Raw genomic sequence first — 13105 nt, forward strand, 5'->3', positions numbered from 1 at the left:
AGATCGACCGGAATCACTTCAACGCGACACGCCAGCGTTGCGCCGCTGTTCACTGAGGCAATTTCAGCCTGGGTCCGCAGTTCGCGGGCTGGTTGCGGCCCGCGTGGTGTGCGCTTTGGTCGTCCTTCGGCTGCTGTCGCTTGTGGGTGCTGCTACCCAGGCGGAGTTGAGTAGCAGGGCTCTGTCGTGGCTCGGTGGCGTGGGGCGACGCTGTTCAACATGATTGAGCGCATCGCCGTGGAGACGGCTACCTTCCTTGTTCTCGCTGTCGCGGCCGCCGGCAATTGGGCCGCCTGGCTCGGCTGGGATCAGGAGCGCGATGTGCATCCCGACGGCCATGAGACCGGCCCGTACCAGGTATGGCAGGTTGTGGGCCTCGTGGTGGTCCTGACGATGCTGTGCGTCGTGGCGGCTGCCCTCCGCCGCCTCGTCACCGCCGTGGCCGCCCCGGCCCTCGGCACCATGACGGCTCTCTGTCTCGATTGGTCCGACGATGACACCGGCCTCTGGGTCGTCGGCGCCGCGTTGGTGCTCCTCGGCCTTCTGGCGGGTGGCCTGGTCATCGCCGTCCTGGCCTATGGCGTCCAGAACCGGAGGGCGGGCTCCGCCGGTGGCGGAGCGCGATCGGCCGGGTAGGGACGTCCCGCACGGGAACGGACGACGGCACGCTCAGGTGGCCCGCTACGGAGAGTGGGTCGCATGGTGTGCCGGACTGGTGGCAGGTCTTCCGAAGAAGGCTCTGCCGGTGCAGGTGGCGCACATAGCCGCCTGCGGCGAGCTCTTCCAGGTATTCGGCAAGGTCGCTGGCGTTCTCGCCGCGCCATCATTCGCTGCGCTGCTCTTATCTGGAGCCATCGGGGCGGGGTAACCGCGGTGAACGACAGTGTGGGGTGCGGCGCCCTTCCGTGCTAGGGCGGGGGAAGTGCTATTCGGACGGTGGTTCCGTTGCCGGGGGACGAGAGGAGGTGGGCGCGGCCTCGGTGGGCGGCGGCGATCGCGGCGACGATGGGGAGGCCCAGGCCGGCGCCGGTGGTGCCCTGTTCTGCCCGGTGAAAGCGTTCGAAGGCGCGGGCGGCGTCCTCCTGGGACATTCCTGGGCCTTCGTCGGCGACCTCGATGATGCCGGGTGAGAGGCGGATGGTCGCCGGGGTTCCGGGGGGTGTGTGGGCGCGGATGTTGGCCAGGAGGTTCGCGAAGATCTGCCGGATACGGGCCTCGTCCACGGTCGCGATGAGGGTGTCCGGGGCGTCGAGCGTCACCGGGTGGTCGGGGGACGCGGCGGTCGCGTCGGCGATGGCGTCCCGGGCCAGGGCGGCGAGGTCCGTGGGGGTGGGGTGCAGCGCTGCGCCGCGGTCCAGGCGCGCGAGCTCCAGGAGGTCGCTGACCAGGTTGTTCATCCGATGCGCCTCGTCCTCGATGCGGCGCATCGCGTCGGGGAGTGCATCGGGGTCGAGGGCGCCGTGCCGGTACAGCTCGGCGTAGCCGAGGATCGTGGTCAGCGGCGTCCGCAGCTCGTGCGAGGCGTCGGCGGCGAACTCGCGGACGCGTGCCTCGGACCGGCTGCGTGCCCAGAACGCCTGCTCGATCCTGTCCAGCATGACGTTGATGGCGGTGGCGAGGCGGGCGGCCTCGGTGTGCTCGCCGGGGTCCGGCATCCGGGCGCCCAGGTCGCCTCCGGCCGTGATGGCGTGGGCGGTGGCGGCCATCCGGTCGAGGGGGAGGAGACCGCGGCGGATCAGCTGGCGTCCGAGAAGGGCGAGGAACGCCAGCAGCGCGGCGGCGGTGGCCAGTTCGGTCAGGACCAGGTTGCGGACGGCCGACCGGATCTCGTCCAGCGGCGCGGCCACGATGAGGATGCTGTTGCGCCAGGGGCGGGCCACGGCGCGCAGCCCGGGGAGGGAGAACGGGGAGCGGTCGTTCGCGTGGGCCGCGAGGGTCGACCGGTCGAGCTCCTGGAGTTCGGCGACGGCTCGTTGGGGGGACGGAACGTCGCCGCTGAGTACCCTCGTCTGCCCCCCGGGCATGATCGCCAGGACGATGAACTGGGCGGCCGCCACGTCGTGTTCGGGCAGCCCGGCGCGGGCGATGCGTAGCGCCGCCCGGTCGCGGGTGGCCTCGAGCTGTCCGTCCACCCGGTGCATCAGGTACCCGTTCAGGACGAGCGCACTCACCAGGCTCACGATCGTCAACCCGGTGATCGTGACGGCCAGCAGCCCGGTCAGCAGCCGCGCGTTGAGCGTCATGGCCGCAGCGCGTAGCCCACCCCGCGCTGGGTGTGGATGAGCGGGGTACCGAGCGGGTCGAGCTTGCGGCGCAGGTAGCTGATGTAGGTCTCGACGACCTGCGCGTTGCCGTGATGCTCCCAGCCCCAGACCCCTTCCAGGAGTTGGGTGCGTGACAGGACCTTCCCGGCGTTGCGCATCAGGTGGGCGAGGAGTTTGAACTCGGTGGGCGACAGGTCGACCCCTATGCCGCCGCGCCGTACGGTCCAGTGCGCCTCGTCGAGTTCGAGGTCACCGACGCGGAGCACCGTGTCCTCGGGGGTGGCCGTCCGGCGCAGGACGGCCCGGACCCTCGCGACCAGCGCCTCGATCGAGAACGGCTTGGTGACATAGTCGTCGCCGCCCAGGGTGAGACCCGTGACGGTGTCGGACGGGGTGTCCCGGGCCGTCAGGAAGATCACTGGGACCTGGTCGCCGCCGGCGCGCAGCCGCCGGCAGACCTCGAAACCGTCCAGGTCGGGCAGCATCACGTCCAGCAGGATGAGGTCGGGCCGTGTGTCGGCCGCCTCCCGCAGCGCTCCCTCACCGGTGCCCGTGGTGGCGGTCGTGAAGCCGTGAAAGCGCAGCGCGACCTCGATGAGGTCGCGGATGTTCGCCTCGTCGTCCACGACGAGCACCCGCCGGCTCTCGCCCATCAGTTTCCGCACGTCGTCCCTATCGGCCGTCACATACCGGCCATGGTCGGTCGTAGCACCGAAGGTACCGCGCTGGAACGGCGAGAACGGACCTTTGGGAAGCGTCCTTCCAGGTTCTTCGTCCGTCGGTCGCGGGCGTCCTTCGGCAATTGCGATCGTCGCTCGACGGTCCGCTCGCGGTGTTCTCGGCGGTCGGGCTCGGTGGGGCGCCGGCCGATCGCAGCGGGCCCCCGACCCGCTGCGATCCCTGTGGCGAATCGTGGTCAGTGCTTCTTCGGCACGCGGACGAGCTTGGCGGTGCGGGTGTCGCCGGAGCGCTCGCCGTAGACGAGGGCCGGATCACCGTTCTTCAGGTCGGCGATGGTGGCCTTTTCGCCGTCCTTGCGGACACGGGTCTTCGAGTCGGTGGTCCACGTCCAGGTCGCACCGTCGAGGCTGCGGAAGGTCAGGGTGGTGCCGGAACGTCCGGTGAGCGTTCCGCGCTGCCAGGTGGCGAGGCGGAAGCCCTCCTTCCGCTGGACGGTCGCCTCGCCATGGATGCCGATACCACCGCGGGCGCCGTGGGACGAGGTGTGCTTCCCGCCGTGGCCCGGGTGCGGTTTGCCGGAGGCGGACGGGCGGGGGGTGGGGTCGTCCGCGGCCGCCGGGACGGCCAGGTACAGGCCGAGTCCGAGCAGTCCTGCCGCGCTGATACCGGCCGTGAGGGTCTTCTTGTTCGTTTTCATGGTGCTCATGTAACCGAGGCCGCCTGGTAGGAGCCCTCACAGAATCCTGGGAGAAGCCTGGGAATCGCCCACGGATTCGCTTCGCGGAACGGAGGGGCTCCCCCGGCGATGCGGGTGGGACGTATGTGATGTAGGTCTCAGTTAGGGGTGGGGTGTCCCCCGTCGGTCTGGAGCCGGGAGTAGAGACGGTGAACGAGGGGCGGAGGACGGGATGGCGGATCGTGCCGGTTTCACCGACTACGTCGAGGAGCATTCGGACCGTCTGCTCAGGACCGCGTACCTGCTCACCAGGGACTGGGCGCGTGCCGAGGATCTTCTGCAGACGGCGCTGGCCGGCATCTATGACCGTGCCACCTGACCGGACCGTTCCCTTGTGGGGGGACACCCCCCACGCCCCGGAACGGATTGTTCTGGCTGACGCGGGCCGGCCGCGACGGCGGTCAGTCGGTTGCGGCGAGGGTCTCCAGCACCTGGTCACCGTACTTGGCCAGCTTGTTCTCGCCGACGCCGTTCACCCTGCCGAGTTCGGTCAGGGACGAGGGGAGGGCGGTCGCGATCTCGCGCAGGGTCGCGTCGTGGAAGATCACGTATGCGGGGACGCCCTGCTCCTTGGCGGTGGCGGCGCGCCAGGCGCGCAGCCGCTCGAAGATGGGCGTCGCCTCGGGGGCCAGCTCGACGGGGGGCTTGCGGTCCTTGGCGACCTTCGCCGTCTTCGCGGCCTTCGCGGTGGGGCGGTCGGCTTCGCGGCGCATCATGACCTTGCGCCGCCCGCGCAGGACGTCGCCGCTGGTGTCGGTCTGGAGCAGCGTCCCGTGATCGCTCTCGACGGTGATCAGGCCCTGCGCCAGGAGCTGCCGGACGACGCCGCGCCACTCGACCTCGCGGAGGTCGGTGCCGACGCCGAAGGGCTTGAGGGAGTCGTGGTCGAACTGGATGACCTTGGCGCTCTTCTTGCCGAGGAGGATGTCGATGATGTGGCCCGCGCCGAACTTCTGGCGGCGCTCGCGGTCGAGCCGGACGATCACTGACAGGACCTTCTGGGCGGCGACCGTCGCGTCCCACGTCTCGGGCGGGGACAGGCACGTGTCGCAGTTGCCGCAGTGCTCGCTCGACTGGCCGAAGTAGTCGAGCAGCTGGACGCGGCGGCATTCGACGGTCTCGCACAGCGCGAGCATGGAGTCGAGGTGGATGCTCTGCCGGCGGCGGTGCGCGGCGTCGCCTTCGCCCGAGTCGATCATCTTGCGGAGGTTGACGACGTCCTGGAGGCCGTAGGCGAGCCAGGCCGTGGACGGGAGGCCGTCGCGGCCGGCGCGTCCCGTCTCCTGGTAGTAGCCCTCGACGGACTTGGGGAGGTCCAGGTGGGCGACGAAGCGGACGTCGGGCTTGTCGATGCCCATGCCGAACGCGATGGTCGCGACGATGACGAGCCCGTCCTCGCGGAGGAAGCGGGACTGGTTGACGGCGCGCGTGCCCGCGTCCAGGCCGGCGTGGTAGGGGAGGGCTTCGATGCCGTTCTGGGTGAGGAACGCGGCGTGCTTCTCCACCGAGTTGCGGGACAGGCAGTACACGATGCCCGCGTCGCCCTGGTGCTCGTTCTGCAGGAGGCGCAGGAGCTGGCGTTTGGCGTCGGTCTTCGGCTCGATGCGGTACTGGATGTTGGGGCGGTCGAAGCTCGCGACGAAGTGCTTCGCCTGCTCCAGGCCGAGCCGGGACGCGATCTCCGCACGGGTCGCCTCGGTGGCGGTCGCGGTGAGGGCGATGCGCGGGACGTCCGGCCAGCGCTCGTGCAGGCCCGACAGCATCAGGTAGTCGGGACGGAAGTCGTGGCCCCACTGGGACACGCAGTGCGCCTCGTCGATCGCGAACAGCGCGATCGTGCCGCGGTCGAGGAGTTCGACCGTGGAGGCGAGCCGCAGCCGCTCCGGCGCCAGGTAGAGCAGGTCGAGCTCGCCCGCGACGTACTGGGCCTCGACGACGCGCCGTTCGTCGTGGTCCTGGGTGGAGTTCAGGAACCCGGCCTGGACGCCGAGCGTCCGCAGCGCGTCCACCTGGTCCTGCATGAGGGCGATGAGCGGCGAGATGACGATCCCGGTGCCCTTCCGGACCTGCGCGGGGATCTGGTAGCACAGCGACTTGCCGCCGCCCGTCGGCATCAGGACGAGGGCGTCCCCGCCGTCGACCACATGCTCGATGATCTCTCGCTGGCCGTCCCGGAACGTGTCGTACCCGAACACGCGCCGGAGCGTTTCCAGCGCCTCGCTCACCTGGGTGCCGATCTCGGGGGAAGCCATCGCTCCATCCTAGGAGCCCGCGCCGACAGCGCACGCGGGAACGGCTCAGGACGAGCCGAGGCCCTCGATCAGCCGCGGTGTGATCTCGTCCAGGCCGCCGGCGACGTGGTCGGCGAGGGCCAGCGCGTCCGGCGCGGGCGGATGGGACGGGCGCGGGACGGCGATGACCCGCATCCTTGCCGCGTGCGCCGAGCGCAGCCCGTTGCCGGAGTCCTCGATGGCGACGCAGGCGGTGGCCGGGACCTCCAGCCGGGCGGCGACGGTGAGGTAGCCGTCCGGGGCGGGCTTGCCGCTGTCGACCTCCTCGGTGGACACGGTCGCGCGGAACAGCCCGTCCACGCCGAGCTTGCCCAGGACGAGGTCGATCAGCGCGCGGGGGGAGGAACTGGCGAGGCCCAGCGGACGGTAGTCGGCCAAGCGGCGGACGGCGTCCTCCGCGCCCGGCAGCACCGGCGGGCCGCCCGCGTAGTGCTGGGACATCTGGTCGATCACCTCGTAGGCGACCTCGTCGCCGGTGACGCCGTCGACGAGTTCGGTGGCGATGTAGTCGGCCCATTCGGCGGTGTTCATGCCCATCAGCCGTTCCTGGGTGTCGGGCAGCCAGCGTCCGCCGTGGCCTGCGACGTAGGCGCGGCGGACCTCCTCCCACACCGGTTCGGAGTCGATCAGCACGCCGTCCAGGTCGAACACGATGGCCTGCGCGGACATGGATCCTCCTGCGTTCGCTCTACGGCTTCCGGCAGTGATCATTACCCGGTGGCACGGCGCGGAACCCAGGTGCTCTGGTGGAGAATGTCCACCTATCTGCATATATCCGGCGAATGCGACATGGGGTGGCGGACGTCTGGCAAGGTGGGTGATCTCCGTCCCCCCTCCGGAGTCACCGCAGAGGAGAACTACCCATGGTGTTCCTCGGTTTCCTGCTGGTAGCGGCTGCCGTCGTCATCACGGTCGGCGTCGTCCTGGACAACACAGGCCCCGCGCACCTCACCGTCGTCGGCCAGACGGCGCCCGGCATGGACAGCCAATGGCAGGTCTTCCTGGCCGGAGGCGCCGTGGCCCTCGTCTTCATCGCCGGCGCGATGCTCACCTTCATGGGCGCCGGGCGGATGATGCGCGCCCGCCGCGACCTGCGTTACCTGCGGGAAGAGCACGAGGAGTCGCTCTCCACCCTGGAGATGGAGAAGCGCCGCCTCCAGCGCGAACTGGCCCGCGTCCGCCAGGCCGGCCCCGCTCAGAACGCCACCCCCCAGAACGCGGAGGCGTCGCAGCCTTCGGACGCCGCGTCCGGTTCCGCCGGGAACTTCGGGCAGCGGCAACCGGCCTCGGCCGGGCGCCCCGCGTCCCGTCCGACGAACCCGGCCCTGTCCCCCTTCTTCGACCGCAAGGACTGACCGGCGCCCGCGGCGCGGCGGGGGCGCGCCGCCTCGTACCGGATGATGAGGAAGACCGGCAGCGAAATCGCCACGTAGAGGGATGGCGCGCGCCTTCTGGGCCAGCATGCTCGTGGTGTGCGGATTCTTCTCAAGGTGGGCATCACCGCGGTCGCCCTGTGGGCCGCCACCGCGCTGATCCACGGCATCACGGTCACCGGCGACACCGCCGGGCGGCGGGCCCTGACCCTGCTCGGTGTCGCGGTCATCTTTGGCCTGGTCAACGCCATCATCAAGCCGATCGTCAAGACGCTCGGCTGCGCCTTCTACATCCTCACGCTCGGCCTGATCGGGCTGGTGGTGAACGCGCTGCTGCTCTGGCTGACCAGCGAGGTCGCCGGGCGCCTGGAACTGCCGTTCCACGTCTCGGGCTTCGTCCCGGCGTTCTGGGGCGCGATCGTCGTGGGCGTGGTCGGCTGGCTACTCCACCTCGTCCTCGGCGACGACGACTAGACAGCTCAGGACGCTGCGGGCGCTAGGCCCCCGGCCCGGTCACGAGGACGGGTGCGGCCGTGGCGCCGCGGACGAAGGGGCTGAGCGCCAGGCGTTCGGCGAGCCCGTCGGCGTCGGCGGCGCGGGTGTACTCGGGGTAGGACGGGGGCCGGGTGCCGGGACGGCCGACGAGGACCCAGCGGCGTGCCCGGACGGCGCCGATGAGGAACTCCGTGTCCGTGACCGTTCCCGCGTCCGCGACGATCAGCGAGTCGAACTCCTCGTCGGCGAGGGTCAGACCGGCGCCCAGCGGGGTGCCGATGACCAGGTCGGCGGTGCGGACCAGGACACCGGCCGCGCCGTCGGCCGCGTCGACGCCCTCCTGGTAACCGGTGAGCTGCTCGATGCGCGCCATCGCCCGCCGCTGGTGCGTACCGATCAGGTCGGGCTCGTCCACGGGATCGGCGCCGCAGATCTCCCGGACGTTCTCCCGCGACCGGGCCTCCGCCTCGGCGGCCGTCGACAGCTCCGCGGAGCGGGCGGCCAGCTCCTCCGCGGCCTCGGCGGTGCGCCGCTCCAGGGTGGCCTGCGACTCGGCCGCGTGGGCGGTGGCGGCCGCCGCGGCGGCCGCGGCGCGTTCGGCGGTCGCGAGGGCCGCCTCCCGTGCCGCGCGCGCCGCCTCCACCCGCTCCTCGATCGCCCGCGCGGCCTGCTGCGCCACCCGTGCCTCCAGGCCGGCCTGGGTGGCCCGGTCCACGGACTCGGCGGCGAGCCTCGCCTGCTCCTGGTGATCGGCGGTCGCGGTCTCCCGCTCCGTCGCCAGCCAGGTGAGCTCCGTTCCCAGGCGCTCCTGCGCCTCCTTCGCGGTCGCCAGCCGCGATCCGCCGTCGGACACGAACGCGGCGAGCTCCTGACGCCGTCCCTCCGCCCGCTCCGCCGCCTCCTTGGCCGCCTTGGCCCGTTTGGCCGCCTCGTCCGCCTCCCGCGTCCTGGCCTTGACCTCGGCGCGCAGGCCGCTCAGCCCGGACGGCGGCGACGCCACGTGCAGGCGCTGGCCGAGCGACATCTTCCGCCGCATCCCCGACAGCGCCGACTCCGCCGAGACCAGCCGGTAGTAGGCCGCGTGGCCCTCGGCGGCGGCGTCGGCATCGGCCGCGGCGAGCCGGCCCGCCTCGTCGGCCACGCCGGGCAGCGCCTCCCGGGCCCGCGCCAGCTCGTCCTTCAGTGAGGCTTCCAGCTCTCGTGCGGCGCGCAGCTCCGACTGCGCGGTGATGGCGCGCTGGTCCAGCTGGGCGCAGCGGGCGTGGGCGGCATCGGCGACGCGGGTCAGCTCGCCCGCCTCGCCCGCCGCCGCGTCCGCCGCCGCCTGAAGCCGCTCGGCCTCCGCCTTGGGGGCGGCCAGCTCGGCCTCCGCCTCGTCCTGGACGGCGATGAGCCGCTCGGCCTCGGCCTGCGCGTCGGCCGCGGCCTGATCGGCCGCGGTGACCGCAGCCCGCGCTCCCTCGATGTCCTCGGCGAGTGCGGCCAGCTCGGCCTCCAGCTCCTCGCGGCGCCGGAGCTCCTCGGCCTGGACGGCCTCCAGTGCCGTCGCGTCCCGGGGCCACTGTTCCAGCCACATCAGCCCGCGTTGCAGCATGCGCGACTCCGCCGACCATGACTGCCGCCACGACTCCCCCACCGGACGGGCGACCGCCTCCCGGACCCACGTCTCGGGAGCCGGCCCCGGTCCGATGCCCGGCTCAGGGAGCGTCGAGCCGCCGGCCAGCGATTCGTCGAGATCAGCGCCCACCGCCGATATGCCACTCGGCACGGTGACGCCGGGTTCCGTGCTGCCGGGCGCCACGGCCGTCGCTTCCACGTCGTCCTGAAGTGACTCGTCCGACGGTGGGGCCGCGGACGGGCTGGTGATGGGACGGAACTCCACCGTTCCGTTGGAGCCGAAGTCTCCCCGGGGAGCCGGCTCGGCGGTCTCTTCCTCCATGACGGGGGGCTCTGTGAGGGCTGCGAGAGGCGTGTCCGGGCGGGTCTCGATCAGCAGGGCGAAGATGTCCGGGTCGTCCTCCATGCTGTGCAGCAGTTCCTCTGCCCTCTGCTGTGTCGGTGCCAGGAGGAGCGCCCGTTCGCTTGTCGCCAGAAGGGTGCGGACGGTGTCACGGATGGCGGCGGCCTCGTCCGACTCCTTCTCCACCTGGACGAGGTGGGCCTCATCCGTATCGGACGAGAGGGACCCTGGCGCGACGAGCAGCCGGGCCAGCGTGTCCCAGGTGCCCGCGACCCGCTGCTCGCGGAACGCGCGGAGAGCGGCGATGTGCGGGGCCCATCCGGCCGCAGGGACGTCCTCGGGCGTCTCCCTCAGGCGGGCTTCAAGCCGCTCGTACATCTCGGTCAGCGGCCCGAAGACGCTCTCGACCAGATCCGGGCCGCCCCACGCCTCGCCCGCGCCGGAGACGCCGAGCGGCGGCGTCGGCGTGTCCGTGGGCTCGTCGAGCGGCACCGTGGTCATGTCCGCGCGAACGTCCAGGTCCGGGGCGTCCTGGTCGGACGCCTCCGGATCCGGGGTGTGCGCGGGCCCCTCGGTTTCGTTCGGCCCGTTGGGCTCTGCTGACTGATTCACCGACGCCATCCCGTCCAGATCGACCCCGGGGCCGTATTTCTCCCCTTCTGCTCGGGACTAACGTCTCACAGGTCACGGATCGCCGTTGCCCTGCCAGGACCACATGATGATCTTCACACGGCCGGTCCCGGCCGGTCCCGGCCCGTCATCGGTGCCGGACATCAGTGAGGATTCGCCGCGAGCAGCTCCGCGAGGAGGTCGTCCAGGGTCACGATGCCCGCGAACTCGTTGCCGGCGCCGTTCACGACGGCGAGCGAGGCGCGGGTCCGGCGCATCCGGCTGACCGCGTCCAGGACGGTCGTCTCCGCGGTCAGGACGGGCGCCGGGTGGGCCAGGTCCGCGGCGCGGCGCCCGCCGTCCGGCTCGGTGATGGCCGCGCGGACGTGCACGATGCCCGTCATGGCGCCGTCCCGGTCGCGGACGAGCAGGCGGTTGTGGCCGCTCGCGGTCGCGGTCCGGCGGATCTGCGCGGCGGTCGCGTCCGCGCCGATCGTGGTCACGGACGTGGCCGGGACGACGAGGGGCCCGACGGTCGCCTCGCGTGCGGAGATCGCGCGGCCGAGCAGCTCGTGGTCGTGCCGGCCGATCAGACCGCGGCGGCGCGACTCGCCGAGCAGATGGTTGAGCCGAGCGGGGTCGGTATGGCTGTCCAGCTCGTCCCGCGGCGTGACGCGGATCAGCCGCAGCAGCGCGTTGGTCGTGGAGTTGAGCGCCGCGAGAACGGGACGGGACACCTTCGCGAAGCCGCGGAAGGGCAGCGCCAGCAGCAGCGCCGAGCGCTCCGGATGCGTGATCGCCCACGACTTCGGGGCCATCTCGCCCACGACCATGTGCAGGAAGGTCACCACGGCGAGCGCGCAGGCGAGCGCGATGGCCTTCGACCCGGCCTCGGGCACGCCGGCGGCGTGCAGCGGCGGTTCGAGCACGTGCTCGAACGCGGGTTCGGTGACGATCGCGAGGCCCAGCGAGCACATCGTGATGCCGAACTGGGCGCCCGCGAGCATCAGCGACAGCTCCCGGACCCCGGCGACGGCGGCCACGGCGCGCCGGCTGCCCCTGGCGGCCGCGCGTTCGAGCTGGGAGCGGTTGGCCGCCACCAGCGCGAACTCGGCCGCGACGAAGAACCCGTTCCCGATCAGCAGCAGGACGGTGATCAGCAGCGAGGTCAGCGGGTCCACGAGACCTCCTGTCCGGGGGCCGCCGCGTCCGGTTCCCCGTCAGGTGGACCGGGAGGGGCGGCGGGCGGTGCGGCGGAGGCCCGGATGCGGATCTTCTCCGCCACGCGCCGGGCGACGCTGACGACCTCCAGCTCCACGTGCCCGGCGCCGTCCAGGGCGATGGTGAGCCGGTCGCCGGGGCTCGGGAGGCGGCGCAACTCCGCCATGGCGAGGCCGCCGAGGGTGTCGTAGGCGTCGCCCTCGGGCAGGTCGAGGCCGGTGAGGCGGCCGACCTCGTCGATGCGCATCCCGGCGTCGACCAGCCAGGAGCCGTCGGGGCCGGAGGTCGGGGCGTCCGCGCGGGCGTCGGTCTCGTCGGCGATCTCGCCGACGAGCTCCTCGGCGACGTCCTCGAAGGTGAGGATGCCCGCGAGGCCCCCGTACTCGTCGACGACGCAGGCGAACTCCTCGCCCGCCTCGCGCATGTGCTCGATCACCCCGTACAGCGGCTGGCTGCCCGGGACGAGCAGCGCCGGGCGGGCGATCTCCCCCACCGGCGTGGCCGGGTCGAGCGCGTCGTCGGCGACCTCCCGGGCGCCGGTGACGCCGATGACGTCGTCGACCTCCTGGCCGTAGACGGGATAGACGCTGTGCCCGGTCTCGCGGATCAGCGTGACCAGATCGGACACGGGGGCGGTGCTCGGCAGCGTCCGCACCTGGGGCCGCGGCACCATGACCTCGTCGGCCGTGCGGTCACCGAAGGACAGGGCGCGCTCCAGCAGGCCGGACAGGTCGGCCGGGAGATGCCCGGCTATGTGTGACTTGCCGATGATGTCGGCGAGTTCCTCCAGCGTGGCACCGCTGTGCAGCTCCTCGACGGGCTCGACGCCGACGGCGAGCAGCAAGCGTTCGGCGGCGCGGTCGAAGAACCGGATGAGCGGACCGGCGACGGTCAGGTAGACGAGGGTCGACGCCGCCAGCGCGCGCGCCAGGGACTCTGCGCGCGCGAGCGCGAGGTTCTTGGGGAACAGCTCTCCCAGCAGCATCTGGACGAGCGTGGCCAGGACGAAGCCGGTGGCGAGCGCGATGGCCCCGGTGGCTCCGGCGGGGACGCCCGCGACGTCCAGCAGCGGTTCGATCAGCTCCGCCAGCGCCGGCTTGGCGATGAATCCGACGACCAGGGTCGTCATCGTGATGCCGAGCTGCGCGCCCGACAGCATGAACGACAGCCGGCCGATGACCTTGAGCGCCCGGCGGGCGGACGCGTCCCCGCGCTTGGCGGCCTCGGCGAGCGCCGAACGGTCCGCGGCGACGTAGGCGAACTCCTGGGCGACGAAGTATCCGGTGGCGGCGGTGAGAAGGATCACCGCGAGAACCCCCAGCGCCGCGCTCACCACGGGGCACCGGGTCTATGACTGGGGTCCGACACCGCGGACTCACCACTCCTCTCGTAGACGGCCTACCTGCGTAACGTCACCTCACGGCGCGAGGTTCCTGGAGGCAAGGGTACGGTCCCGCGGTGATCACCCGGTGGCG

Annotated in this window: 12 protein-coding genes; 4 read left to right on the forward strand and 8 right to left on the reverse strand. The window is 72.0% G+C overall.

Translation table 11 applies throughout. The features are described 5' to 3' along the window. Window positions 1-219 precede the first annotated feature (219 nt). Complete coding sequence (locus tag AMA02S_RS03180; RefSeq protein WP_067451559.1) at window positions 220-636, forward strand: hypothetical protein; 417 nt, start codon at window positions 220-222, stop codon at window positions 634-636. A 272-nt stretch (window positions 637-908) separates the two neighbouring features. On the opposite strand, the gene AMA02S_RS03185 is transcribed toward AMA02S_RS03180, so the two are convergent. From AMA02S_RS03185 to AMA02S_RS03195, 3 genes are all read right to left on the reverse strand, one after another. Further along, the gene (locus AMA02S_RS03185; protein WP_067451167.1) at window positions 909-2243 is read right to left on the reverse strand and encodes a sensor histidine kinase; all 1335 of its coding nucleotides are present in this window, start codon (window positions 2241-2243) and stop codon (window positions 909-911) included. Beyond that, window positions 2240-2917, reverse strand: coding sequence for a response regulator transcription factor (locus AMA02S_RS03190; RefSeq protein ID WP_067451169.1), 678 nt, complete (start codon window positions 2915-2917; stop codon window positions 2240-2242). The genes AMA02S_RS03185 and AMA02S_RS03190 overlap by 4 nt, the downstream gene beginning before the upstream one ends. A 263-nt stretch (window positions 2918-3180) precedes the next feature. After that, a complete protein-coding gene (locus tag AMA02S_RS03195; RefSeq protein WP_067451174.1) occupies window positions 3181-3651 on the reverse strand; it encodes a hypothetical protein in 471 nt (156 codons plus the stop codon). Window positions 3652-3853: 202 nt separating this feature from the next. On the opposite strand from AMA02S_RS03195, the gene AMA02S_RS39855 reads away from it, so the two are divergent. Next, complete coding sequence (locus AMA02S_RS39855) at window positions 3854-4000, forward strand: sigma factor (protein ID WP_084264478.1); 147 nt, start codon at window positions 3854-3856, stop codon at window positions 3998-4000. A gap of 82 nt (window positions 4001-4082) precedes the next feature. On the opposite strand, the gene recQ is transcribed toward AMA02S_RS39855, so the two are convergent. Together recQ and AMA02S_RS03205 are read right to left on the reverse strand one after the other, a co-directional pair. Beyond that, window positions 4083-5933 (reverse strand): DNA helicase RecQ, encoded by a 1851-nt coding sequence (gene recQ / locus AMA02S_RS03200; RefSeq protein ID WP_067451178.1) that lies wholly within the window; start codon window positions 5931-5933, stop codon window positions 4083-4085. 45 nt (window positions 5934-5978) lie between these two features. Next, window positions 5979-6641, reverse strand: a complete 663-nt coding sequence (locus AMA02S_RS03205; protein ID WP_084264480.1) for an HAD family hydrolase — start codon at window positions 6639-6641, stop codon at window positions 5979-5981. Between the two features lie 194 nt (window positions 6642-6835). Here AMA02S_RS03205 and AMA02S_RS03210 point away from each other — a divergent pair, with 194 nt between their 5' ends. Both AMA02S_RS03210 and AMA02S_RS03215 read left to right on the forward strand, forming a co-directional pair. Further along, a complete protein-coding gene (locus AMA02S_RS03210; protein ID WP_067451185.1) occupies window positions 6836-7327 on the forward strand; it encodes a hypothetical protein in 492 nt (163 codons plus the stop codon). A 117-nt stretch (window positions 7328-7444) separates the two neighbouring features. Then, entirely contained in the window at window positions 7445-7819 is a 375-nt protein-coding gene (locus AMA02S_RS03215; protein ID WP_067451188.1) for a phage holin family protein, read from the forward strand. Window positions 7820-7841: 22 nt separating this feature from the next. Here the strand turns inward: AMA02S_RS03215 and AMA02S_RS03220 are convergent, their stop codons facing one another. The 3 genes from AMA02S_RS03220 to AMA02S_RS03230 form a co-directional block, all read right to left on the reverse strand. Further along, window positions 7842-10412 carry a hypothetical protein gene (locus AMA02S_RS03220; RefSeq protein ID WP_157430344.1) on the reverse strand — a complete coding sequence of 857 codons (2571 nt, stop codon included), beginning with the start codon at window positions 10410-10412 and terminating at the stop codon, window positions 7842-7844. A gap of 161 nt (window positions 10413-10573) precedes the next feature. Beyond that, window positions 10574-11590: a hemolysin family protein gene (locus AMA02S_RS03225; protein ID WP_067451196.1), complete on the reverse strand. Its 1017-nt coding sequence runs from the start codon at window positions 11588-11590 to the stop codon at window positions 10574-10576. Next, on the reverse strand, window positions 11578-12963 hold the full coding sequence (locus tag AMA02S_RS03230; protein ID WP_157430345.1) for a hemolysin family protein: 1386 nt from the start codon (window positions 12961-12963) through the stop codon (window positions 11578-11580). The genes AMA02S_RS03225 and AMA02S_RS03230 overlap by 13 nt, the downstream gene beginning before the upstream one ends. Between the last annotated feature and the right edge of the window lie 142 nt (window positions 12964-13105).

This window comes from Actinomadura macra NBRC 14102, from assembly GCF_001552215.1.
GTDB lineage: Bacteria > Actinomycetota > Actinomycetes > Streptosporangiales > Streptosporangiaceae > Spirillospora > Spirillospora macra.

Bases quoted from the DNA above. Each gene is read 5' to 3' on its own strand.
- AMA02S_RS03180 (WP_067451559.1), top strand. From the start codon at position 220: ATGATTGAGCGCATCGCCGTGGAGACGGCTACCTTCCTTGTTCTCGCT.
- AMA02S_RS03185 (WP_067451167.1), bottom strand. From the start codon at position 2,243: ATGACGCTCAACGCGCGGCTGCTGACCGGGCTGCTGGCCGTCACGATC.
- AMA02S_RS03190 (WP_067451169.1), bottom strand. From the start codon at position 2,917: ATGGGCGAGAGCCGGCGGGTGCTCGTCGTGGACGACGAGGCGAACATC.
- AMA02S_RS03195 (WP_067451174.1), bottom strand. From the start codon at position 3,651: ATGAGCACCATGAAAACGAACAAGAAGACCCTCACGGCCGGTATCAGC.
- AMA02S_RS39855 (WP_084264478.1), top strand. From the start codon at position 3,854: ATGGCGGATCGTGCCGGTTTCACCGACTACGTCGAGGAGCATTCGGAC.
- recQ (WP_067451178.1), bottom strand. From the start codon at position 5,933: ATGGCTTCCCCCGAGATCGGCACCCAGGTGAGCGAGGCGCTGGAAACG.
- AMA02S_RS03205 (WP_084264480.1), bottom strand. From the start codon at position 6,641: ATGTCCGCGCAGGCCATCGTGTTCGACCTGGACGGCGTGCTGATCGAC.
- AMA02S_RS03210 (WP_067451185.1), top strand. From the start codon at position 6,836: ATGGTGTTCCTCGGTTTCCTGCTGGTAGCGGCTGCCGTCGTCATCACG.